Below are 22414 nucleotides of genomic sequence, written 5' to 3'. Positions count from 1 at the left end.
CGCCCCAGGCAACCTTTACTTCAGGCTGTCGACTACCGGCGGCCTGCCTACTGCCGATGCACTCACAGCAAATGCATCCCCCTGTGTTCCTTGTAGTCCAAGGTTGGCACCATTGCTTGGCAAAGCTGCTTGCAAGCGGGTGAATACATCGTCGAGCAATGCCTGGCGACGGCGATACATCGCCCGTTTCTTTGCCGGAATGTCGGCCTCGGCACGCTGCGCCGGCGCCAATGGCAGGCTGTAGAAATCGGCATGCTCCGAAGCGCTGGCACCATGCTCCTGCCAGATAGCATCGTAGTTGGCCGCCAGCTCCTGGCCCTTGTCACGGCCAAAATAAGCGTGGCGGTGATGCCGGCTGGCATCGTTCACGGCATACAACCGGGCGACCCCCAACGTTCTGGCCAGGCACTTCAACGCCTCCAGCAGCAAGCTGCGCGGTCGCAACCCCTCGAAGTCTTTGGTCAGGTCGCGGTAGATGGCCAGCGAGGTGTCGCTGTCGATGCCTTTATGGATGCCCTGCACTGCGCCGATGTACAAACCGATGCCGGCCGGCCCCTGGCACAGGGTGAACGCCAGGGACGCCACACGCAGGTCACCCTGGAACAGGTTGACCACCAGCTCGCCTTCGCGCTTGAACCAGATCGGCCGGTCGAGCACCAGGCAGCAGCCCGGCGAATAGCGACCAAGGTCACACAGGGCAAGGCTGTCGTCCCGGCCCAACAGCAACAGCCCAGGAAAATGCCGGGCCACCAGCTCGAAGTGCGAGGCCACTGCATCGAGGCGCTGCGGCGCCTCCCAGTGCTGGCTGATATAGGGCCATTGCACGACACCGATGCAGTCAACGCCCAACTGCTGCACCCCCGGCTGGCCCAGTGCCGCGGTCAGGCGCTGCATGAAGGTGTCCAGCTGCGGCCAATGCCTGGCCATCTGCAGGCTCAGCTTGTACTTGTTGTGCAATGCCCGCAACGAGTAACCGGGTTGCAGGGTAAACACGCTTTTCACGAGGGTGCCGAGCATCATGGGCCTCTCTCACTTGTACTCGATCAAAGCCGCTTTGCCAGCCGCCAGGCGGTGGCGCAGAAACTTCAGCTGGCCGAGCATTTCGGGGAACTTGCCCAGTACCAGAAACACGGCCTGCAGCCAGTTTTCGCGCGGCGACCTGTTGCCCCGCTGCGCCAGGCGCATGGCCTGCAACGGGTAGATCAACAACAACCCCAAGCCCCAGCCGCCCACCAGCAGGCAGGCCAGCACGATCGACACCGGAATGCCCAGGCCCCACACCCAGGCCCGGCGCGACTCGCGCAACCAGTGCCGCTCGGGCGGCTGCCCGTGCAGATAGGCGCCCTCGGCGTAGGCATGCCCGGCACGCAGGCTGCGCCGCCACCATTGGCTGAACCGGGTCATGTCGGCGTCGTGCAAGGTCATCTCGGCATCCAGGCGCCAGATTTTCCAGCCCTTGGCGCGCAAGCGCACGCACAGCTCCGGTTCTTCCCCGGCGATCAGGTCAGGCCGAAAACCGCTCACGGCGGTGAAAGCGTCTACCCGCATCAACGCATCACCGCCGCAGGCCTTGGCCTCGCCGATCGGGGTGTCCCATTCCAGGTCGCACAACAGGTTGTACACCGAGCGCTGCGCGAAGCGTTCGCGGCGCCGGCCACACACCACCGCCACCGCGGGGTGTGCGGCCAGAAACGCCTGGGCGGTGGCCAGCCAGCGGGCATCCACTTCGCAGTCGCCATCGACGAACTGCACCCAGTGCATGGCGGGCAGCAACCGCTGCAACACGGAAAAGCCTTCGTTACGCGCCCTTGCCGCGGTGAACGGGGTGCCCATGTCCAACGCCAGCACCTCGACGCCCAAGGCAGCGGCCAGTTGTTGCGAACCGTCGCTGGAGCCCGAGTCTACATACACGACCTTGTCGGCCCCATGGCCCAGCGAGCGCAGGCAGCGCTCCAACCGCTGGCCCTCGTTGCGGCCAATGACCACCACGCCGGTCTGCATCGCCAAGGGCCTCACTCGACCGCCACCGGGGCGACCAGGTGCCGGGCCTTGATGACTGCCGGTACGCCGACAGCCAGGGAGTTATCTGGCACATCCACCAGCACCACGGCATTGGCACCAATGATCACGTTGTTGCCGATGCGAATGCTGCCCAGTATCTTGGCGCCCGTACCGATGTCGACGTTGTTGCCGAACACCGGGGCAATGGGCTCGTCGACATTTTTCAGGCCGACTACCACGCCGTTGCGGATGCGACAGTCGTCGCCGAACCGGGCGTAGCCGCTGACCACGATGCCACCGAAATGGTCGATGACGAAATTGCGGCCGATCACCGCCTCGCAAGGCAATTCCACCCCGGTGATGATCTGCACGAATTTGAACAGCACCTTGTACACCAGTGAGCACAGCTTGCGCAGCAGCGCCGGGCGCACGCCGTAGCGCCAGCGGCCGAAGCGGTACACCAGCAATACCCAGAAGCCTTGGGCGCCCCAGTCGCCACCATGGGCCCGCAGGTCGGCGCGAATATTCTCGAACATGACGGTAGCTACCTTGTCGGTTGGCTGGCGTAACGGGTCTGCAACAGCAGTGACCAGGTCGCCCGGCAATGACGCCAGCAGGCCTGTATCGCGCCCCGGCCGCGTCGTTTCAACAGCGCTTTGAGTGCCAGCACCAGGTCGCCCACGGTCACCAGCAGCATATGCAACGCCAGCCCGGCCAAGCCATGATGCTTGCGGAAATACAGCAGCTCGCTCTCGATCTGGTAAGCGGAAATCTGCCGGCTGGCAGCTTCCAGCTCGGTGACTGACTTGGAGCTTTCACCCCCTATGTGGACCACCGTCGTATGTGGGTAGAACACCACTTTCCAGCCGGCCTGCTTGACCCGCTTGCAGTGGTCGACTTCCTCGTAATAAAGAAAGTAGCGCGGATCGAACAGGCCTACCTGGTCCAGGACTTCGCGGCGTACCAGGTAGAAGCACCCGGGCAACCAGTCGCATTCGCGGACCGAAGCGTGGTCCCAGTCCATGTCGTCGACCATTTTCAGCCCAGGGAACAGGCGCCCTAGGCCAGTACGCCCGACGAAGACGTTCAGCGGCGTGGGAAAATAGCGGCAGCTGGGTTGCAGGTCACCCTCACGGCCTTCGAGGCGTACCCCCAACACACCGCAGTCCGGGTGAGCATCCATGTAGTCGACGGTTTTTTGCAGGGAATCGGCAGCCACGAACGCATCGGTGTTCAGCAACAATGCATACTTGCCTTGCAGGTGGGCCAGCAACTGGTTGTTGGCGCGGCCAAAACCCACGTTGTGCTTGTTGCTCAGCAACACTGCTTCCGGGCAAACCTCGGCCATGCGCTGCAGCGAGTCGTCGACGGAGGCATTGTCCACCACCAGGTAACTGGCCAGGTGTTCGCTGCCTGCACGGCGCAAGGCATCGAACATTGGCTGCAGCAACCCGGCGGTGTTGAAATTGACCACCATCACGTCGACCGGTTTGCTAGCCATTATTGCCATCCCCGAAGAAGTACTGGCGCCTCTGCGCCATCAGTTGCGGCTCAACCGTGGGGTCGTAGGCGCCGTCGCGCTGTTTGATCAGGTCGATCCACGGGTAGGCTTCGCAGCGTGCCTCGACCCGTTTGACCAGCGCCTCGGTGGTGCAGATGAACACGGCCGGGTTGCCGCCGTAGACAGTGCCCGGTGGCACGTCCTTGGTGACCACCGCCCCTGCCGCGACAATGGACTCGGGGCCGATGGTCACCCGCGGCATGATGATCGCGCCGTGGCCGATGAAGCAGTTGTCCTTGATGTCGATGAACCCGACCGAATCAAGGTGCTTGCCAAACCGGTGTTCGATCAGCAAGACCACCCCGTCGTGGCCGATCAACGTGCAGTCGGACAACCCCACGCTGTTGCCGATACGCACCAGTGACGGGTCGAGGAACTTGCAGCCGGCATTGACGAAGAAATTGTCGCCTACCGAGTGAAAGTTGCCCCAGCGTTTGAGGTAGGCGCCCCACTCCAGCCCCGACGGCCTGCAGAACCGGCGGTAGAACGTGCCTCCGCGCCCGGTTGCATGTGCGTAATGTGCCACTGCCTTGCGTATCCATCCCATCATCCTTCCTGGCCTCGCGATCAATACGGCTCGAATGCCCTGAGGCGATGCGGTCTCGTTCTTCTAGATGCTGACCACTACGCACTCAACCTGTGTACAACATGGTTCACGCGGCGGCGCCGCTTTCCGTCCTCATCTTCGCGTCAAGGTGGTCGGCCAGCCGCACGGCGAACTGCAACAGCGGCATGGTCGGGTTGGAGGCGCCGCCCTTGGCAAAAATACTGCTGCCGGCGACATACAGGTTTTGCGTGCCGAACACACGGCAGTTGCCGTCCACGACGCCCGTTTGCGCAGACGCGGCCATGCGCGTGGTACCCATGTGGTGGGCATGGGGCGCCATTTTCAGCGGTATCGAGGTGTCATAGACAAACTCGTTGAGTTTGACGAAGCCCAGGCCCGTGTCAGCGAACTGCTTGGCCAGCTCGGTACCGATGCACTTGATGGTGTGGCGGTCATCGGCACTGAGCACCCAGTTTACGCTGACCTTCGGCACCCCCAGCGCGTCGTGCTCGTCGAGCAGCGAAATGCGGCTGTGCAGGTTGGGGAACTGCTCGATCATGGTACTGATCACGCCGTCACCGGGGCAGCTGAACTTGGCCACGAACTCGATCTTGCTGGAAATCCCCATGTCGCAGGCCAGGTTCTCGAGAAAATGCTTGACCTCGGCAGTGCGGCCATAGGTTTGCACATCGGCCAACAAGGCTGTGGTGACGTTACCTTTGCCGGCCTGGTATTCGGCGAGGAAGGCATCGGTGGTGTAGTACTGGCGTGGCTCCGGGTCTTGCCCGGACTTAAGGATGAAGGTGCCCATCTCGATGTTCAGGTGCTCCATGAAGCACGCGCCAACCAGGCCTTCCTTGTTGACCACCCCCGCAGCCACCAGGGACTGGCTGTTCAGCAACTGTCGGGCATTCTCGATGGCCCCCGTGGCCAGGATGAAGTTGCGGGCCACCAAACGCTGGCGATTGCGCTGGTAGTCCGACAGCACCACCGCCGCCAGGTGGCCGGATGCCTGGTCGAATTCCAGGTCCACGCAGTTGCAATTGATGAACAGGTCCAGGCCCTTGGTCTGCTCCAGCGCCGTGGCGTATTTCTGGGCAAAGCGGGTCGGGGTGCTGAGCAGGAAACGGTCAGCTTCGAAGTCGCCACCCTCGAGCGCGGTGTTCAGTGCCCGAAAATCTGCCCCGGGGGGCAGGTCGACGATATCCATGGCCACCGGCAGGTAGGGCTCGATCTCCGCATAGGCAATCGGCCAACCCGGCAACTCACCCGGTGGGGCCACAGCGAAGTCGGAAGCCGTGAAGGGCCGACACCGGCCGGCCCAATGGTTGGACGTGCCGCCCAGGTAACGCAGGCGGGTTTCCTCGGCATACAGCTCAAGGCCGGTCGAGGGGCAGGCGTACAGGGCTTGCGAATGCGGGGCGTACTCACGCCCCCCACCTTCGGCCAGCAACACGTTCCAGCCGGCTGCCGCCAGGCGCAGGCCAAGGGTGATCCCCGCAGGGCCAGCCCCGATGATGCAGAAATCATAGTTGTCGCGCAGCGTCTTCTGCTGCTCATAGTCCTGGATCATGCTGGCTGGTTCCGAAAATAGCGGGACGGCAGTACCCAGCCGTTGATCACCACGAACCCTGGTTTCTCAACCGGTTTGCCAGCAAACACCGCCGTGGCGCCGAACGCCGCGCTGCCCACGCCCAGCAGCACGCAACTCTGGAGAAAGCCTCTACGACCCAACTGCGCAGTACAAAAAGTGAGCTTCCCCATGATCCTGTGACCTGTCCCCATGAAAGTTACACCCAGCACGCAGCCCTACAGCCAGTTGAAGAAGGCCGTGAGCAACGCCCCGCACAGCGCCCCCACCAGCAGCATCGGTAGCACCACCAGCTCACGTTTGAGGCTGAAGATGCCCAGCTTGCGATTGACATGAACAACCAGTACCAGCGTCGGCACCGTGTGCAGGGCCACCCCCCAGATCGCCCATTGCACACCTCCCAGCGCCAGCAACAGCGGCAGGAGCCCCCACAGCGAAACCAGGCGGATGATGTTGTCCATGGCCTGGTACTTGGTGAGGCCCAACGCAATCCATACCTGATGAGCCAAGGTATAGCGCAATACGATGAAGGACAGCGAAAGAATCGCCAGCATTTGGCCAGCTTCCTGGTAGCGGTCATCGTACATCCAGCCAATCAGCAGCGGGCTGGCTGTGAGGAAGCCCCCGCAAATGAACAGCACCAGCAGGTCGACAAGCAAACGGAAGCGGTAATACAGGGTCTTCAGCCGCGCTTTGTCGTCGGCCCTGGCCGCCTCGCTAAACGCTGGCAGCGCCACGGCGCCGACGATCTTCATCAGCGCCGTCTGAACCGCGCCAAGGATGAGCACGGCGATGGAGTACACCCCCAATTGCGCCGCCGACATGCTGGCGCCAAACCAGATACGGTCACCGTACATGGCCAGTACGCCGACCATCGACGACAACAGGATCCAGCGGCCGAACACGATCAGTTCGGTGAGTGCCGTACGGTCCCAGCGCAAGTGGTTGCGCGGGCCCTCCAGCGCGGTGTGACCCAGCACAGTCCAGGCCACCGCCGAGACCAGGCCCGCGATGACCAGGGCCCAGATCGAGTGGGTCAGCACGCCCAGTACCAGCATCACCACCAGCCCGGCCAGTTGCGAGGCCAGGTCGACCAGCGTCACGCGCTTCTGCTGGAAGGTACGCACCGCAACATCGATCTTGGTGGATTGGAAGCCCCATATCAGCGCCGACAGGCCGGTAACCGCCAGCACCATTGGCAGCACTGGGGCGGCATAGGTGGAGTCTGCCGGCCACAACTGCTGGTACTGCGCCACCCAGGCCGCCAGGGCCAGCAGCAGCGTCAGGGCGAACAGCACGAAGCCGCGGATGATCTGCACGGTCCACGCCGTATTGAGAAAGTCCGGGTCGTCGCCACGGTGGCTCTGGATGATGTTCTGGCGCAGGCCAACATCGGACAGCAGATGCAGAAGGACCGAAACGGTGGTGGCGATGACCATGACGCCGAACATTTCCGGCAGCAACAGCCGCGCCATGATGAGGTTGCCGCCAAGGCGCATGACCTGTGAAGCCACCTGCGAGACCAGGTTCCACGACCCGGCCCGCATGGCCCGCTTGCGCAGGCTCGCGGAGGCTGACACATCAATCGACGGCATGAATTCATTCTCTGACTGATTGGCTAAAAGTCACTATAGTTTCAATTAGCCACGATGCTAGTGCCCTGGCCCGCAACTCAGCGCCTCACTGCCTGGCGGCGTCTTGGGAGCCCGGCCGGCGTTGCCACTCGCCCGAAGACAGTTTAGTTGCGCGACAGGGCAGCCGCCGTTTGCCCACCGAAGGAAAGGTGCACATAGCCGATGCCTGAACATTTTCGTGCGTTGATCGTCATTCTGTTTCTGGCGAGCGTGGTCTTCCTGTTGGCGCGGCGGCCAGCCACCGACCTGATTCCGCTCAGCGATTACAAGCGCCGGCGCAATTTGTGGTTCCTGCTTACCGTGCTGGCGTTCGTCTCGCACAGCTTCTGGCTGTACCTGGGCGCGGGTGCGGCCATCCTGTTGCTGGCACGGCGCCGCGAGCACAACCCCATGGCGCTGTTCTACATGCTGTTGTTCCTGATCCCGCCGGCCTCGGTGCAAGTGCCGGGCTTCGGCGTTGTCAATTACCTGGTCGACCTGAACCACATTCGCCTGCTGACGCTGTGCGTGCTGCTGCCGGCTGCGCTGGAGCTGCGCCGGCACCCCGACAGCGTGCGCTTTGGGCGCACCTGGGCCGACCGGCTGCTGGCCGCCGGGCTGGTGCTGATGAGCGTGCTGTACCTGCGCGAGACCACCCTGACCGATACCTTGCGCCAGGCCCTGTACCTGTATGTCGACGTATTCCTGCCGTACTACGTGGCGAGCCGTGGCCTGCGCCAGCTCAGCGACTTCAAGGACGCGATGCTGGCGTTCGTGCTCACCTCCTTCGTCATGGCCCTGATCGCGGTCGCCGAATACGTGCGCCACTGGTTGCTGTACAGCGCCTTGGTCGATGCCATGGGCGTGCCTTGGAGCATGTCGGGCTACCTGAGCCGTGGCGGCGCCCTGCGGGCAAGTGTCACCACCGGTCAGGCGATTGCACTGGGCTATGTGATGAGCGTGGCGATCGGCCTGTTCCTGTTCGTGCAGGGTTACGTGCAGCGGCCCTTGCACAGGGCCATGGGCGCCCTGCTGCTGGCGGCCGGCCTGTTCGCGCCGTTGTCCCGTGGGCCGTGGATTGGCGCAGTGGTCATCGTGGTGGTGTTCATCGCGCTGGGCAAAGGTGCGGTCAGGCGCCTGGCGCTGCTGGGGGCGGCCGGCATGCTGGCGCTGCCGTTGCTGACGGTGGTGCCGGGCGGTGACAAGGTGCTGGACCTGCTGCCCTACATCGGCAATATCGAAAAGGAAAACATCACCTACCGCGAGCGGCTGATGGACAACTCGTGGATCGTCATCCAGCGCAATCCGCTGTTCGGCTCGTTCGACTTCCGCAACACCCCGGAAATGCAGGCGATGATCCAGGGTGAAGGCATCATCGACATCGTCAACACCTACATCAACCTGGCACTGCGCGTGGGGCTGGTCGGGCTTGGCCTGTTCGTGGCGTTCTTTGCCGTGGTGCTGCACGGTATCCGCAAGGCGATGCGCAGCTTCCCGGACAAGGACGACGAACGACGACAGCTCGGCCGCGTGTTGCTGGCAACGCTGATCGGCATTCTGGTGATCATCTTCACCGTCAGCAGTATCACCTTCATCCCCGTGGTGTACTGGTCGATCGCCGGTCTGGGCGTGGCCTACACCCAGATGGTGCGGCGGCTGCATGCCAGCCCCGCGGTGGCACTGGCCGAACCCGACCTCCAACCCAGGTAATGTTCATGAATGCGCTCGCCCTGCGTGGTTTCATCCGCCTTTCGGCCTTCGCCAGCCTGGCCTTGCTGCCATTGCCAGGTTGGGCGTCTGCCTGGCAGGTCAGTGTCGACGAGCACACTGGCCTGCCCACCGTAAGCCGTGGTGGCGGCCCGGTGATGAAAGCCAAGTTCGATTTCTGGGCCGCCAACTGGAGCTGGACCGGCTTCTACACCGACCTCAAGGTCAACGGGCCGTACCACTACACCCTGCTGGGCAAGAACAAGGAACTGGACTTCGACCTGGCCGCGGATATCCGCAAGGAGCAGGCGCAAACGCTGAGCTGGACCTTCGACCTCGATGCACACAGCCGCAAGGCCGGGGTGATGGGGGGCGGCATGGTGTTCCAGTTCGACCCTGCGCAGGTCACCGGGGCCATGGGCGCCCCGCAATTGCTGCCAGGCAACCGCGGCTGGTGGTGGGGCAACGCCGAGCAGGGCCGGCGCATCGAAATGCGCTTCGAGCCGCCCTTGGACAAAGTGTATTTCGAGCGTGGCAACCCGTCTGAGCTGCGCGCGTTTCTGTACCAGGACCCGATCACTGCCGGCAAGCAACAGCTCAAGGCCGTGCTCAACCTGACCGGGGACATCGAGCTCGCACCCACAGCCACCGAACGCTTCGGCCTGGCCGACCCGGCCAGCTGGCCAGACGACCAGTTGGACTGGCGCAGCGCGCCGGTAGATTTGTCGTTCCTCAACGCAGCAGAAAAACCCGCTGGCAAGCGTGGCTTCGTCAAGGCGGTCGGCGAGCAACTGGTGTTTGCCGACAACACCGCCGTGCGGTTCTGGGGCACCAACCTGTCGGCCTATGCGTTGTTCAAAAGCCCCGACGAGGAGATCCGCCAGCAGGCCAAACGCTTGTCGGCCCTGGGTTTCAACCTGGTCCGCCTGCATCATCACGATTCACCCTGGGTCAGCCCCAATGTGTTTGGCGACGGTACCTTGGTGCGCGACACCCAGCAGCTCAGCGCCGAATCGCTGCGCAAGCTGGACCTGTGGATCAAAGCACTCAAGGACGAGGGCATCTACATCTGGCTGGACATGCATGTGCAGCGGGCGCTCACTGCCAACGACAATATCGAAGACTTCGACGAACTGGCCAAAGGCGAAGCGCGCATCGACCTGAAGGGCTACGCCTACGTCAACCGCAGTATCCAGCAGGCAATGAAACGCTTCGCCGAACAGTACCTGACCCACGTCAACCCATACACGGGGCTGGCCTACAAAGACGACCCGGCCATTGCCGCCGTGTTGATCACCAACGAGAACGACCTGACTCAGCACTACGGCAATGCCCTGATGCCGAACAAGGATGTGCCGCGCCACAGCGAACGCTACATGGCTGCCGCCAAGGCCTTCGCCAAACAGTACGACCTGCCCGCCGACCTGACTTGGCGCGCCTGGGAGCATGGGCCATCGAAGCTGTTCCTCAACGACCTGGAGCAGCGCTTCAATGCCGACATGATCGCCCACCTGCGCAGCGTGGGCGTGAAAGTGCCGATCGCCACCACCAGCACCTGGGGCGGCAACGGCCTGAGTGCGCTGCCGGCACTGAGTGTTGGCGATGTGATCGACGCCCATAGCTATGGGGACATGGGTCAACTGGAGAAAAACCCGCTGACCAGCGACGGCATGATCGACTGGATCGGCGCCGCCCAGGTGGTCGGCAAGCCACTGACCGTCACCGAGTGGAACGCCGAGCCGTTCCCGCTGCCAGACCGTCACTCGCTGCCACTGTACGTGGCCGCTACCGCCAACCACCAAGGCTGGGACGCCCTGCTGCAATATGCCTACAGCCAACAGGCGTTCAACCCGGGTTGGCGCACGGCAGACAACTGGCACGCCTACAACGACCCTGGCATGCTCGCCACCCTGCCCGCTGCCGCCCTGCTCTACCGCCGCGGCGACGTGAAGCCGGCCACTACCGACTATGTGTTCGCCCCGACGGCAGCCACCCTGTACAACCAGGAAATCACCCCGCGCAATTCACCACTGCTGCGTACTGCCATGGAAAAGGGCCGCTTGCAGATCGCCCTGCCGCAAACGCCGCAACTGCCCTGGCTGAAACCTTCTGCCATCCCAAGCGGCGCGCACGTGCTGCAAGACCCCGATGAATCGCTGTTGCCAGCGGATGCCAGCGAATCGACCACCGACACGGGCGAGCTCAGGCGTAACTGGCAACAAGGCCTTTACACCATCGACACGCCGCTCACCCAGGCTGCCACCGGCTGGCTGGGGGGGCGTTCGATCAGCCTGGGCGCTGTGCAGGTGCAGGCGACTACGCCGTATGCCAGTGTCGTGGTGCAGAGCCTGGACGACAAACCGCTGGGGCAGTCGCGGGACCTGCTGGTGTCGCTGGGCACCCGGGCCATGCCCAAGCCCGATGACAAGACACCGTTCAATGTCGAGCCGCTGGAAGGCCGCCTGACCATCCAGGCGCCTGCCGGCCTGAAGCTGTACGCCCGCGATGCACAGGCGCAGTTGAAGGCGCTGCCTGTGGCCTACGACAACGGGCACTACACCCTGACCTTCGACGGCAGCTACATGTCCAACTGGCTGTTCTTGAAATAGGGCACATGGCCATCTACGCTCGATTCACTGCGTCGCTAAAACAGCAGGTCACAGGGGGTGCGCATGAAATGCCTGGTTGTCGGTGGCGCCGGCTACATTGGCTCACACATGGTCAAGCACCTCCAGGGCGCCGGTCATGAGGTGGTGGTGGCGGACCTGGTTTCACCTGGCCCCGGGGTTCAATGGGCCAAGCTCGACATTGCCGACGAAGCCGCACTGGATGTGTTGTTCGGTGTTGTGCGTTTCGACGCGGTGTTTCACTTTGCCTCGTTCATTCAAGTGGGTGAATCGGTCAGCGCACCCGGCAAGTATTACCAGAACAATGTGGCTGCCACCCTTGCGCTGCTGCAGGCCATGGTCAACGCCGGCATCAAGTACCTGGTGTTTTCGTCGAGCGCTGCGGTGTATGGCAACCCGCTGTATGTGCCTATTGACGAAGCGCATGGCAAGCAGCCAATCAACCCCTATGGCTTGAGCAAATGGATGGTCGAGCAGATTCTCGAGGACTTTGACCGTGCCTATGGTTTGAAGTCGGTTTGCCTGCGCTATTTCAACGCTGCCGGGGCCGACCCCGAGGGCCAGTTGGGTGAGCGGCATGAGCCGGAAACCCACCTGATCCCGTTGATCCTGCAGGCGGCATCGGGGCGGCGCGAGGCGGTCACGGTGTTTGGCCGCGACTACGACACCCCGGACGGCACCTGTATTCGCGATTATGTGCATGTGTCGGACCTGGCCACGGCGCATGCGTTGGCGGTGGACTACCTGCTGGCGGGTGGGGAGCGTACTGCGTTCAACCTGGGCAATGGCCTGGGCTTTTCGGTGCAGCAGGTGATCGATATGGCGCGTGAGGTAACCGGGCGACAGATCGACACACTGGAGGCCCCCCGCCGCGCCGGCGACCCGCCGCGGTTGGTGGCCGATGCCAGCAGAGCGTTGCAAGTGCTGGGCTGGCGGCCGGAGTTCGCCGCGTTGGAGCAGATCGTCCGGCATGCGTGGCAGTGGGAGTTGCAGTACCCCTGGGCCATACGCCAGGGGCGGCAGCCGTGAACAGCACGGGCCGCGTTCGTCGTTAGCCACAGCGACACCGCCCGTCGTAGGAGCGGGTTCACCCGCGAAGAGGCCGGACCTGCCGGCATGATTTCCTGGCCATACACCATTGCAGCCGCCACCGCATTCGCGGGTAAACCCGCTCCTACACTGGTCGGTGATGGCTACCTAACCCGGATCGGCACGGCCCGTTGTGGGCGCGGGTTCACCCGCGAAGAGGCCGGACCTGCCGGCAAGATTTCCTGGCCATTCACCATCGCAGCCGCCACCGCATTCGCGGGTAAACCCGCTCCTACACTGGTCGGTGATGGCTACCTAACCCGGATCGGCACGGCCCGTTGTGGGCGCGGGTTCACCCGCGAAGAGGCCGGACCTGCTGGCAAAATTCCCTGGCCATTCATCGTTGCACCCGCCACCGCATTCGCGGGTCGGTGGTGGCGAAATATCTCGGATCAACATCACCCGTCGTAGGAGCGGGTTCACCCGCGAAGAGGCCGGACCTGCCGGCAAAATTCCCTGGCCATTCATCGTTGCACCCGCCACCGCATTTGCGGGTCGATGGTGGCGAAATATCTCGGATCAACATCGCCCGTCGTAGGAGCGGGTTCACCCGCGAAGAGGCCGGACCTGCCGACAAAATTCCCTGGCCATTCACCATTGCACCCGCCACCGCATTCGCGGGTCGGTGGTGGCGAAATATCTCGGATCAACCTCGCCCGTCGTAGGAGCGGGTTCACCCGCGAAGAGGCCGGACCTGCCGGCAAAATTCCCTGGCCATTCATCGTTGCACCCGCCACCGCATTTGCGGGTCGATGGTGGCGAAATATCTCGGATCAACATCGCCCGTCGTAGGAGCGGGTTCACCCGCGAAGAGGCCGGACCTGCCGGCAAAATTCCCTGGCCATTCACCGTTGCACCCGCCACCGCATTCGCGGGTCGATGGTGGCGAAATATCTCGGATCAACATCGCCCGTCGTAGGAGCGGGTTCACCCGCGAAGAGGCCGGGCCTGCCGACAAAATTCCCTAGCCATTCATCGTTGCACCCGCCACCGCATTTGCGGGTCGATGGTGGCGACATATCTCGGATCGGCATCACCCGTCGTAGGAGCGGGTTCACCCGCGATGAGGCCGGACCTGCCGGCAAGATTTCCTGACCATTCACCATTGCAGCCGCCACCGCATTCGCGGGTAAACCCGCTCCTACACTGGTCGGTGATGGCTACCTAACGCGGATCGGCACCGCCCGTTGTGGGGGCGGGTTCACCCGCGGTACTTTAGCGTCGCCTCAGTAATAGGTACGCGGCTGTTCGTCAGCCTTGTTCAACACCGTACCAATCAGGTTGACCCCTGCCAGGTGGTGCAGGCAGTCCTCGATTTCTTTCTTGTTGTTCATGCCATTGGCCACCACCAGCAATACACAATCGAACTTGGGTATGGCGGTGATCGCGTCGTCGGAGCTCAGCAACGGCGGCAGGTCGAAAATGCAGATGCGCGACTCGTAGCGGTTGCGCAACTCGCCAATCAGGTTACTCACCTTGGGCGACGACAACACCTCGGTCGACAACGGCACCGGCACCCGGGTCGGCAGCACCACGAAGCGCGGCAAGGTCGGGTTGACCAGGCAGTCCTGCAGTGGCGACTTGTCGTTCAGGAACTCATTCAGTGCATGCTCCATCGGCAGCCCCAATGTGCTCCCTACCTTGGGCCGGCGCAGGTCGAAGTCCACCAGCAAGGCGGTCTTGGTGGTGTGGTGGGCAATACTCATGGCCAGGTTGACCGCCAACACGGTTTTGCCTGCCTCCGGCGTGGGCGAGGTGATGGCCAGGGTGCGCCAGCCGTTCTCGTCCATCAGCCGCAGCACCTGGGTGCGCAAAAGGTCGATCGGCCCGTTCATGTTCGAGTTCTTGTTGAACGCCACAATGCGGTTGCGCTCCAGGTGGTCTGGATGCAGCGGCACCACCTTGGTGTTGACGTAATCGAACTGCCCCGGCACCTCCGCCAGCGCCGTGCCAGGGGCCGGCGACAGCGGCTGAGGAGTACCCGGTGTGACCTGATGAATAGTGTTGCCAACAGCCGGCTTGGTCCTGTCCATCACTGCATTCCCTATACGAACCGCGACATGACTTTGTACAGCAGCACATCCAGTGGCATGTAGTACACGTGCACCAGCACTATCATGATAGCCGCCAGCGCCAAGGCCGCCACGATCAAGCGGTTACGCCAGCGTTTGCGCCTGGCCACATCGGCCCGCGTCTCGATATACGGCAGTGCCACCAACACCCGTTTGCCCAGCAGGTTCTCCAGAGCACCAACGCCCCGTACCCGCTGGTTGAGCATTTCCAGCAACATGACCAGCGCGCCGCCACCGGCCGGCGCCAGAACCAGCCCCAGCGCGGCGATCTTCTTGCGGTTAGGCTTGATCGGCTTCTCGGGCAACAGGGGCGGCTCCAGCAGCACAAAGCGCTCGGCTTTGTTTTCCTGCTCCAGGCTTTCGGTGATTTTCGCGCTCATTTCCTTGGCGCGGATTTCTTCGTATTTCTTGCGTGCGTTGTCGTGGTCACGCATCAGGGTGACCAAGCCACGCTCGACCTGCGGCGCCTCCAGGATCTCGGCTTCATAGCCTTCCATTTTTCGGGTCAGCTCGCGCTTTTGCTCGGCCAGCGAAGCGATGCGTTCCTGGGCGGCGCTCATTTTGGCGCGTACCCGGGCAACATCCAGGCTGACCGAAGACGCAGTGCTGGTGCGACCACCACTGGCCTCCAGCGCCTGAATCTTGCGTTTGACCGCCACCACATCGGGGTGGGCTTCCTTGTAACGGGTCAACAGCCGGGCGTACTCTGCTTTCAGGCTTGGCAGGTCCTGGGCCTGGTCGGCAGCGGCAGGGCGCGCGCCATCGGCAGCCTTGGTCGCCAGGCCGGCATTTGCCGCCGACAGTTCGAGCTCCAGGTAACGCAACTCTTCCTGCGCCGCCTTGTAGTCCCGGTCGACCTCACGGAATTCCAGCTCCGAACGCGACAGCATGTTCATGCGCAGCGTCTGGTGCTCGGGCAGTGCATTGGCATGTGCCTGCTTGAAATCGGCCAGCTGGTTTTCCAGGCTGGCCAGCTCAGCGCCCAGCTTGTTGGCTTCCTGGGTGAGAAACTCGGTGGTTTCGTTGGCCCGCTCGGTACGCTGCTTGAGGTTTTCGTTGAGGAACAGCGATACCAGCTCATCGGCGACCTGCTTGGCCACTTGCGGCTGCTTGTGCTCGAACGACACATTGAAGGCCACAGTCGCCTCGCCCCTGCCGCGCACGAACGTGGTAAGGGTCTCGACCACGATGGCGTTGCGCATCTGGTCGATTTTGTCGCTTTCGCCAAGACGCTTGTCGGCGAACAGGTCGTACTTGTCGATGATGCGCAGCAGGTTCTCGCGGGTCATGACACGCTGGCGGATCACCTCGATGCGTTCATCGGCAAAACTGGTGGTGTTGGTTGATACCAGCTCGGGCGAAATCTGCTGTGACTCCACCAGGATAGTGCCGGTCGACTGGTAGATCGGCGGCACCATCAAGGCCACCGCCACGGTCGCGGCCAGAATGACTACGGCACTCACCCCTAGCACCAGGGCTCGGTCCTTGATTATGGCGATGTAATCTCTGAGGGATAGCTCGTAGTCAGACTTCATGGGGCCACCTGCCTGAAGTTCAGATGTCGGGGTACCTGTACGTCAACGTCAAACCCACGATGGTTGCGGTTGCATCCGGTACGTGGTCCTGCTGGCGTTCCTTGTACATCAGCGACAGGCGCAGGTCCCAATACGGCGAGAACTCTCGGCTGGCCCATACGCTGTACGTTTGCAGTGTGTTCGGTGACTGTCCTTTGCTGTCTTGCCAGGCAGCGTCTGCGCCCACCCGGGTCAGCTCGGTAACGGCATAGCTCCACACCCCGCGTACCTGGTCCAGCTCGGCGAAGCCGCCTTCGGCACTGGCCACCGTGCTGCGTTCGGCGGTGAAGCTGGCATCGGCCCGCACACCGGTATAGAGCAACGCCACCCCACCCTCCCCGCGTCGGCCGCCTTCATCGCCCGACACCTGGTTGACACCAATGTGGGCATCGGCACTCAGGCCATCGGCCAGTTGGTACTTGATGCCCACAGCCGGGGTGTAACTGTTGGAAGCGGTGGCGGTCAGGTCCTGCTCGGGCTCGTAGCGCCGCGCGCCGAAGCGGGTATACACATCGGCGCGCTCGCTCCAGGCATAGGTCCAGGTAAAAACGTTGGCCAGTTCGTTGTAACCCGTCAGCGTGCTGACGTCATACCGGGCGCGGCTGTAGGTGGTTTCGTTGCTCAAGGTACTGCGCTCGGTAACCGCCTGGCTCCAGTTGCCGGTCAAGGTGTAGAGCTTCTGCGTGCCATCAGTGGTGATCACCCCGGTATCCAGCACAGTGCCCGACAGCGTCGAGCTTTCGTTGTAGCGTGCCACCAGGCCAAAACGCCCGCGCTCGGTGGTGCGCTGCCAGCCCAGGCTGATGTCGGGGTCCTCGCGGTTATCGACTACGTTGGTGTCGGACGAGCGCAACACATTCATGCCCAGCCCCAGTCTCAGTTCGTCACGGTCGAAGGTGCCGATCAGGGTGTAATCGGGCGCGATGATCGTGCGCGTGATGCCCTTCTCGCCCGACGTCAGCAACAACGGGTTGCTGTCGTACTCGACGGATGTCGGCACCACCACCGTAGACTGCCAATTTGCCGCCAGGGCCGATTCCGTAAACGGCAAGACCAAGATTGCCGTTGCAATGCTAGTTGTTCTGAGAAGTGGCATTAAATGTTCTTATTGAAGGCAAGATCAAGGAACGACCAGCGTGTCGCCAGCCTGAAGTTGGATGTTGGTGGACATATCGCGCCCAGACACCAGGTCCTTATATCGCACGGGCAAGATCTTTTGGGAAGCGCCTGCGCCACGAACTACCTTGATCTCGCTTTCGTCGGCAAACTTGTCCAGGCCACCCGACATGCTCAGCGCCTGCAACACGGCGGTCGGCCCGGCCATTTGCACCGGCCCCGGCTTGATCACTTTGCCCTGGACATAGACCAGGTTGCCGGCGATGCTCTTGACGACAACGCTGACATTCGGGTCGGGAAGGTATTTTTCAAGTTTGGCAGCCACTTGCTTTTCGACTGCGGTTACATCGAGCCCGGCAACATTGATGCGCCCGGCCAGTGGGAAAGTGATACTGCCATCGGGTAGTACGGTCGCTTCCTGGCGCAAGCTGTCTTCCTGCCAGACCGATACCATCACCACATCGCCAGGGCTGAGCAAATACGCAGAGCTGCCGGTATCGGCGCAACTGGCACTCGACCACACCGTCAACAAGCAGAACGCGGCAAACAATGAACGCATCATGAGGGTCCCTCCGGCCAAATGGCCCGACAAAGAGCACTGTATGAGAACAACGCACCAACTCTCGCTCCGCTTCGCGACCCACCACTGCCGCGACGGCCTCGACCTTCCTGGAGGCCCTTACCTTGACGCTGTGCAGCCTGGGCTGCGGTGCCTGAAACCATGGACCTTCATGGGCTACAGGGAATATAGCAACGGTTGGTGAATTAACAAGCCAGCGGCGAAGCCCCACCCCGCGACTTGCGGCAAAGGGTGTTCAGATTTTCCGGCGGTTGGCCACCGCCACAAAACCGACAACGGCGAACGCAAAGAACCAGCCAGCCGTTGAAACAGGAATGATACTGTTCTGGCTTATATACGAATCGGCTGCGCGCGCAGCGCCACTCAAGAGCACCAGCAAGAACATCGATTTGATTATCAGAGTCGTGCGCATACGCCCTTCCTTTAAAAAGGAAAATCAATGAGTTATTGGCGAGGTAGTGCGGGGTTTGTGTCGCTGTTGAATTGAGCTTATGGGCACAGTGACACTACGTCAATGATCCGACACCATAATAAAATTCAATGGACGGCAGGCAGATTCGTCAAAAAAACGACAGACAGGAAGTGCTGCACCCAGCCAGCTGCTGGATGCCAGCGTTTCACGGATGAGAAAGTGAAAGGTTCAGGCAGGCCTGCAACAGCGCCCTGCCCGGCTCATTCCTCGGCATGGTGAACGACCACCAGCAATTGCGCCGGCTGCGCGCCTACCGAACGCAGGCGATGCGGGGTTTGCGCGTTGAAATGCAAGGCATCGCCCTGCTCCAGCAGCACCCGCTCGTTCATGAAGTCCACCTCCACCTGGCCCGCGTGCACGAACAGGAACTCTTCGCCCTGGTGCTCCTTGAAGGTCGGGTCGCTGAATTCCGAAGGCGGCTGGATCAGGAACGGTACCAGGCTGCGCTGCCCCACCTGGCTGGTCAATGCCGCATAGCCGGGACCCTGGCCGTCACCCACCAGCGCCTGGCGCTCGCCGTGTCGCACCAGGCTATAGCGGCTCTGGCCGGCCTGCTCTTCGGCAAACAGTTCCTCGACATTCACGTTCAATGCGCGCGCCAGCTTCAGGGCGGCAGCAATCGACGGCGTGTTGAGGCCACGTTCGACCTTGGACAGGTAGCTTTTGGTCATGCTGGTCTTTTCGGCCAGCATTTCCAGGGTCATTCCCAGTTTCTTGCGCAGCAGTTTCAATCGGATAGACATGTGACGCGTGTTTCCCAGGCCAAGGCAGCCCGGGCATGATACGTGGAGCCGCCGCTCATGGCATCACCGGTGGCACATACTGCAGCGTGGTGCCCAGCGCCCAGAGCAATACCAGCACCAGCGGCACGTGCACCAGCAGTTGCACAAAGGAAAAGCCGATCAGGTCGCGTGCCTTGAGCCCCAGCACGCCCAGCAGTGGCAGCATGTAGAACGGGTTGATCAGGTTCGGCAAGGCCTCTGCCGCGTTGTAGATCTGCACCGCCCACCCCAGGTGGTATTGCAGGTCGTTGGCCACCAGCATCACGTAGGGCGCTTCGATGATCCATTTGCCGCCGCCCGACGGGATGAAGAAGCCCAGCACCGCCGAATACACGCCCATCAGCAAGGCATAGGTGTCGTGGGTGGCGATCTGGGTGAAGAACAACGATATGTGGTGGGCCAGGGTCTGTTCGTCCACGCCCTTCACCTGGGTGAGAATGGCCGCGATCGAACCGTACAGCGGGAACTGGATCAGCACCCCGGTGGTGGTCGGTACCGCCCGCGCCACGGCGTCGAGGAAACTGCGCGGGCGCCAGTGCAACAGGGCACCGAGCATAATGAACAACAGGTTGTAGGTGTTGAGCCCGGAGATGGCGGTAATCGCCGGTTTGGTAGCGAACTCCTGGTACAGCCAGCCGGCAGCCAGGGCGACCAGCAGCAGAATCAGGATGGGGCTGTGCTCCAGCCATTCACCGGGGCGGGTGCGCTGGGGTGCCGCCGGTGCAGTGAAGCTGGGGTCGACGCCACACGCTTCGGCGCTGCGTGCGCTGTTCGGCCCGGGTGCCGTGGCGTAGGCGATGACCAGCGAGACGATGACCAGCGCCGCCAGCATTACCCCGGATTGCCACAGAAAGATGGTTTCGGTGAACGGGATGACGCCGGTGATTGACAGGATCGAAGGCGGCAAGCTGGCCGGGTTGGCCTGCAGCTGCGCCGCCGACGAAGACAGGCCCAGTGCCCACACAGCGCCCAGGCCCAGGTAGGCGGCCGCCCCCGCAGCACGGTAATCCATCTTCAGGTCGGTGCGCCGCGCCAGGGCGCGCACCAGCAAACCACCGAACACCAGCGACAGGCCCCAGTTGAGCAAGGAAGCCAGCATCGAGATCAGGGCCACCCAGCACACGGCCGAGCGGCCATTGCCAGGGATACGCGCCAGGCGGTCGATCAGGCGTGCCGCCGGTGGCGAACTGGCGACCACATAGCCACCGATGACCACGAAAGCCATCTGCATGGTGAACGGAATCAGGCTCCAGAAACCATCGCCGAAGGCCTTGGCGGTGTCGGTCGGCTTGGCCCCCATGGCCAGCGCGCCGATGCACACCAGCAGCACCGCCAAGGCGGCGAATACCCAGGAGTCGGGGAACCAGCGTTCGGCCCAGTTGGAGCAGCGCAAGGCAAAGCGCGCGCTACGGCTGTCTTGAATTTCAGCGGCCACAGTGGCATTCCTTTTATTGGTTTTATGAGGTGAAACAGACAACGCAAAAACCCTGTAGGTACAGGTTGACTCGCGACCATGCCGGTAATGTACCGACACACTCAGCGGTGCAACCTGCGCCTACAGGGTTGGGTGGCGTAACGCCTTAGAACGTCATTTCCTGCACATCATCCGGCACGATCAGTTTGCCGGCAGTCTTCTCGATGATTTCCTCGATGCTCACCCCTGGTGCGGTTTCGCGCAGGATGAACGCACCGTCTTCAATTTCCAGGTAGGCCAGGTCGGTCAGCACCTTGCGGATGCAACCGGCACCGGTCAGCGGCAGGCTGCACTGCGCCAGCAGCTTGGACTCGCCGTCCTTGGACGCGTGGGTCATGGTCACGATGATGTTCTCGGCGCCCGCCACCAGGTCCATGGCGCCGCCCATGCCCTTGACCAGCTTGCCCGGGATCATCCACGAGGCGATATTGCCCTGCACGTCTACCTCGAACGCACCCAGCACGGTCAGGTCGACATGGCCGCCACGAATCATGGCGAACGACTGCGCCGAGTCGAAGATCGAGGCACCCCGGCGGGCGGTGACGGTCTGCTTGCCGGCGTTGATCATGTCGGGGTCGAGGGTGCTTTCGGTGGGGAACTCGCCCATGCCGAGCAGGCCGTTTTCCGATTGCAGCATCACATCCATGTCGGCGGGGACATAGTTGGCCACCAGGGTAGGAATGCCGATACCCAGGTTGACGTAGTAGCCGTCCTTCAGTTCACGGGCGACGCGTTGCGCCATCTGTTCGCGGGTCAGTGCCATGGTCAGGATCTCTTTGTTGTTCTGGTGGAGGCCGCTCAGGCCTTGACGGTGCGCTTTTCGATACGCTTTTCGAAGGTGCCGACGATCACCCGGTCAACATAGATGCCTGGGGTGTGGATCTCGCTCGGCAGCAGCACACCGGGTTCGACGATTTCTTCCACTTCGACCACGGTGATCTTGCCGGCAGTGGCCGCCAGCGGGTTGAAGTTCTGCGCGGTGTTGCGGTACACCACGTTGCCGTAATGGTCGGCCTTCCAGCCCTTGACGATGGCGAAGTCACCGGTGATGGACTCTTCGAGGATGTACTTGCGGCCCTTGAATTCGCGAACCTCCTTGCCTTCGGCAACCGGCGTGCCGTAGCCGGTGGCGGTGAAGAACGCCGGGATGCCGGCGCCGCCAGCGCGCATTTTCTCGGCCAGGGTGCCTTGGGGTGTCAGCTCCACTTCCAATTCACCGCTGAGCAACTGGCGCTCGAATTCGGCGTTTTCGCCCACGTAGGAGGCGATCATCTTGCGGATCTGCCGGTCTTCCAGCAGCACCCCCAGGCCAAAGCCGTCCACCCCGCAGTTGTTGGAGACCACGGTCAGGCCCTTGACGCCACGGCGCCTGATTTCGCTGATGAGGTTTTCCGGAATGCCGCACAGGCCAAAACCACCGGCCAGTACCGTCATGTTGTCGGTCAGCCCGTCGAGGGCCTGTTCGTAGGTTGCAACGCGCTTGTCCAGTCCGGCCATGCTGATCCGCCTTTTGTAGTTGTTGAACCGACGAGGCTGTCGGTGAGCGTGTGTAGCCATCTTCACCGCAAGCGACTGATTTGTTAATTTTGTTTTCATCATCGATTGATA

General features: G+C 62.4%; 19 protein-coding genes. 3 read left to right on the top strand and 16 right to left on the bottom strand.

The window, feature by feature from the left end; genetic code table 11:
• Positions 1-15 precede the first annotated feature (15 nt).
• The 7 genes from K4A76_RS11470 to K4A76_RS11440 form a co-directional block, all read right to left on the bottom strand.
• The gene (locus K4A76_RS11470; protein ID WP_274412213.1) at positions 16-1020 is read right to left on the bottom strand and encodes a VirK/YbjX family protein; all 1005 of its coding nucleotides are present in this window, start codon (positions 1018-1020) and stop codon (positions 16-18) included.
• A gap of 9 nt (positions 1021-1029) precedes the next feature.
• Complete coding sequence (locus K4A76_RS11465; protein WP_274412212.1) at positions 1030-2007, bottom strand: glycosyltransferase family 2 protein; 978 nt, start codon at positions 2005-2007, stop codon at positions 1030-1032.
• A 5-nt stretch (positions 2008-2012) separates the two neighbouring features.
• Entirely contained in the window at positions 2013-2537 is a 525-nt protein-coding gene (locus K4A76_RS11460; protein ID WP_274412211.1) for a serine O-acetyltransferase, read from the bottom strand.
• An 8-nt stretch (positions 2538-2545) separates the two neighbouring features.
• Positions 2546-3502: a glycosyltransferase family 2 protein gene (locus K4A76_RS11455; RefSeq protein ID WP_274412210.1), complete on the bottom strand. Its 957-nt coding sequence runs from the start codon at positions 3500-3502 to the stop codon at positions 2546-2548.
• Positions 3495-4112, bottom strand: coding sequence for an acyltransferase (locus tag K4A76_RS11450; protein ID WP_009682743.1), 618 nt, complete (start codon positions 4110-4112; stop codon positions 3495-3497). Before K4A76_RS11450 ends, K4A76_RS11455 begins: the two co-directional genes overlap by 8 nt.
• Positions 4113-4215: 103 nt before the next feature.
• On the bottom strand, positions 4216-5682 hold the full coding sequence (locus K4A76_RS11445) for a GMC oxidoreductase (protein ID WP_274412209.1): 1467 nt from the start codon (positions 5680-5682) through the stop codon (positions 4216-4218).
• A 236-nt stretch (positions 5683-5918) separates the two neighbouring features.
• Positions 5919-7295: an oligosaccharide flippase family protein gene (locus tag K4A76_RS11440; protein ID WP_274412208.1), complete on the bottom strand. Its 1377-nt coding sequence runs from the start codon at positions 7293-7295 to the stop codon at positions 5919-5921.
• 201 nt (positions 7296-7496) lie between these two features.
• Here K4A76_RS11440 and K4A76_RS11435 point away from each other — a divergent pair, with 201 nt between their 5' ends.
• The 3 genes from K4A76_RS11435 to galE all read left to right on the top strand — a co-directional run bounded on the left by K4A76_RS11435 (position 7497) and on the right by galE (position 12676).
• A complete protein-coding gene (locus K4A76_RS11435) occupies positions 7497-9023 on the top strand; it encodes an O-antigen ligase family protein (protein WP_029885429.1) in 1527 nt (508 codons plus the stop codon).
• 5 nt (positions 9024-9028) lie between these two features.
• Positions 9029-11629, top strand: a complete 2601-nt coding sequence (locus K4A76_RS11430; RefSeq protein WP_274412207.1) for a cellulase family glycosylhydrolase — start codon at positions 9029-9031, stop codon at positions 11627-11629.
• Between the two features lie 63 nt (positions 11630-11692).
• On the top strand, positions 11693-12676 hold the full coding sequence (galE, locus tag K4A76_RS11425) for a UDP-glucose 4-epimerase GalE (RefSeq protein ID WP_274412206.1): 984 nt from the start codon (positions 11693-11695) through the stop codon (positions 12674-12676).
• Between the two features lie 1286 nt (positions 12677-13962).
• Here galE and K4A76_RS11420 read toward each other — a convergent pair.
• From K4A76_RS11420 to K4A76_RS11380, 9 genes are all read right to left on the bottom strand, one after another.
• Positions 13963-14769: a CpsD/CapB family tyrosine-protein kinase gene (locus K4A76_RS11420; protein WP_274412205.1), complete on the bottom strand. Its 807-nt coding sequence runs from the start codon at positions 14767-14769 to the stop codon at positions 13963-13965.
• Between the two features lie 11 nt (positions 14770-14780).
• Positions 14781-16343, bottom strand: coding sequence for a GumC family protein (locus K4A76_RS11415; protein WP_274412204.1), 1563 nt, complete (start codon positions 16341-16343; stop codon positions 14781-14783).
• 19 nt (positions 16344-16362) lie between these two features.
• Positions 16363-17478 (bottom strand): hypothetical protein, encoded by a 1116-nt coding sequence (locus tag K4A76_RS11410; RefSeq protein WP_033690383.1) that lies wholly within the window; start codon positions 17476-17478, stop codon positions 16363-16365.
• Positions 17479-17502: 24 nt separating this feature from the next.
• Complete coding sequence (locus tag K4A76_RS11405; protein WP_029885424.1) at positions 17503-18060, bottom strand: polysaccharide biosynthesis/export family protein; 558 nt, start codon at positions 18058-18060, stop codon at positions 17503-17505.
• Positions 18061-18313: 253 nt separating this feature from the next.
• On the bottom strand, positions 18314-18490 hold the full coding sequence (eppA, locus tag K4A76_RS11400) for an EPS-associated small membrane protein EppA (RefSeq protein WP_009682731.1): 177 nt from the start codon (positions 18488-18490) through the stop codon (positions 18314-18316).
• Between the two features lie 260 nt (positions 18491-18750).
• On the bottom strand, positions 18751-19293 hold the full coding sequence (locus K4A76_RS11395; protein WP_029885423.1) for a helix-turn-helix domain-containing protein: 543 nt from the start codon (positions 19291-19293) through the stop codon (positions 18751-18753).
• Between the two features lie 55 nt (positions 19294-19348).
• A complete protein-coding gene (locus K4A76_RS11390) occupies positions 19349-20767 on the bottom strand; it encodes a short-chain fatty acid transporter (protein ID WP_029885422.1) in 1419 nt (472 codons plus the stop codon).
• Between the two features lie 145 nt (positions 20768-20912).
• Complete coding sequence (locus K4A76_RS11385; protein ID WP_274412203.1) at positions 20913-21569, bottom strand: CoA transferase subunit B; 657 nt, start codon at positions 21567-21569, stop codon at positions 20913-20915.
• 35 nt (positions 21570-21604) lie between these two features.
• A complete protein-coding gene (locus K4A76_RS11380; protein ID WP_009682727.1) occupies positions 21605-22303 on the bottom strand; it encodes a CoA transferase subunit A in 699 nt (232 codons plus the stop codon).
• Between the last annotated feature and the right edge of the window lie 111 nt (positions 22304-22414).

Origin of the sequence: Pseudomonas sp. NEEL19 (genome assembly GCF_028751975.1) — a bacterium.
In the GTDB taxonomy this organism is placed as follows: Bacteria; Pseudomonadota; Gammaproteobacteria; order Pseudomonadales; family Pseudomonadaceae; genus Aquipseudomonas; species Aquipseudomonas juntendi.
The sequence above is the reverse complement of the archived record's forward strand: the minus strand, read 5'-3'. Positions and strand labels throughout refer to the sequence as shown.

Coding starts and splice junctions, on each gene's coding strand:
- K4A76_RS11470 (WP_274412213.1), bottom strand. CDS start 1,020: ATGATGCTCGGCACCCTCGTGAAAAGCGTGTTTACCCTGCAACCCGGT.
- K4A76_RS11460 (WP_274412211.1), bottom strand. CDS start 2,537: ATGTTCGAGAATATTCGCGCCGACCTGCGGGCCCATGGTGGCGACTGG.
- K4A76_RS11455 (WP_274412210.1), bottom strand. CDS start 3,502: ATGGCTAGCAAACCGGTCGACGTGATGGTGGTCAATTTCAACACCGCC.
- K4A76_RS11450 (WP_009682743.1), bottom strand. CDS start 4,112: ATGATGGGATGGATACGCAAGGCAGTGGCACATTACGCACATGCAACC.
- K4A76_RS11445 (WP_274412209.1), bottom strand. CDS start 5,682: ATGATCCAGGACTATGAGCAGCAGAAGACGCTGCGCGACAACTATGAT.
- K4A76_RS11440 (WP_274412208.1), bottom strand. CDS start 7,295: ATGCCGTCGATTGATGTGTCAGCCTCCGCGAGCCTGCGCAAGCGGGCC.
- K4A76_RS11435 (WP_029885429.1), top strand. CDS start 7,497: ATGCCTGAACATTTTCGTGCGTTGATCGTCATTCTGTTTCTGGCGAGC.
- K4A76_RS11430 (WP_274412207.1), top strand. CDS start 9,029: ATGAATGCGCTCGCCCTGCGTGGTTTCATCCGCCTTTCGGCCTTCGCC.
- galE (WP_274412206.1), top strand. CDS start 11,693: ATGAAATGCCTGGTTGTCGGTGGCGCCGGCTACATTGGCTCACACATG.
- K4A76_RS11420 (WP_274412205.1), bottom strand. CDS start 14,769: ATGGACAGGACCAAGCCGGCTGTTGGCAACACTATTCATCAGGTCACA.
- K4A76_RS11415 (WP_274412204.1), bottom strand. CDS start 16,343: ATGAAGTCTGACTACGAGCTATCCCTCAGAGATTACATCGCCATAATC.
- K4A76_RS11410 (WP_033690383.1), bottom strand. CDS start 17,478: ATGCCACTTCTCAGAACAACTAGCATTGCAACGGCAATCTTGGTCTTG.
- K4A76_RS11405 (WP_029885424.1), bottom strand. CDS start 18,060: ATGATGCGTTCATTGTTTGCCGCGTTCTGCTTGTTGACGGTGTGGTCG.
- eppA (WP_009682731.1), bottom strand. CDS start 18,490: ATGCGCACGACTCTGATAATCAAATCGATGTTCTTGCTGGTGCTCTTG.
- K4A76_RS11395 (WP_029885423.1), bottom strand. CDS start 19,293: ATGTCTATCCGATTGAAACTGCTGCGCAAGAAACTGGGAATGACCCTG.
- K4A76_RS11385 (WP_274412203.1), bottom strand. CDS start 21,569: ATGGCACTGACCCGCGAACAGATGGCGCAACGCGTCGCCCGTGAACTG.
- K4A76_RS11380 (WP_009682727.1), bottom strand. CDS start 22,303: ATGGCCGGACTGGACAAGCGCGTTGCAACCTACGAACAGGCCCTCGAC.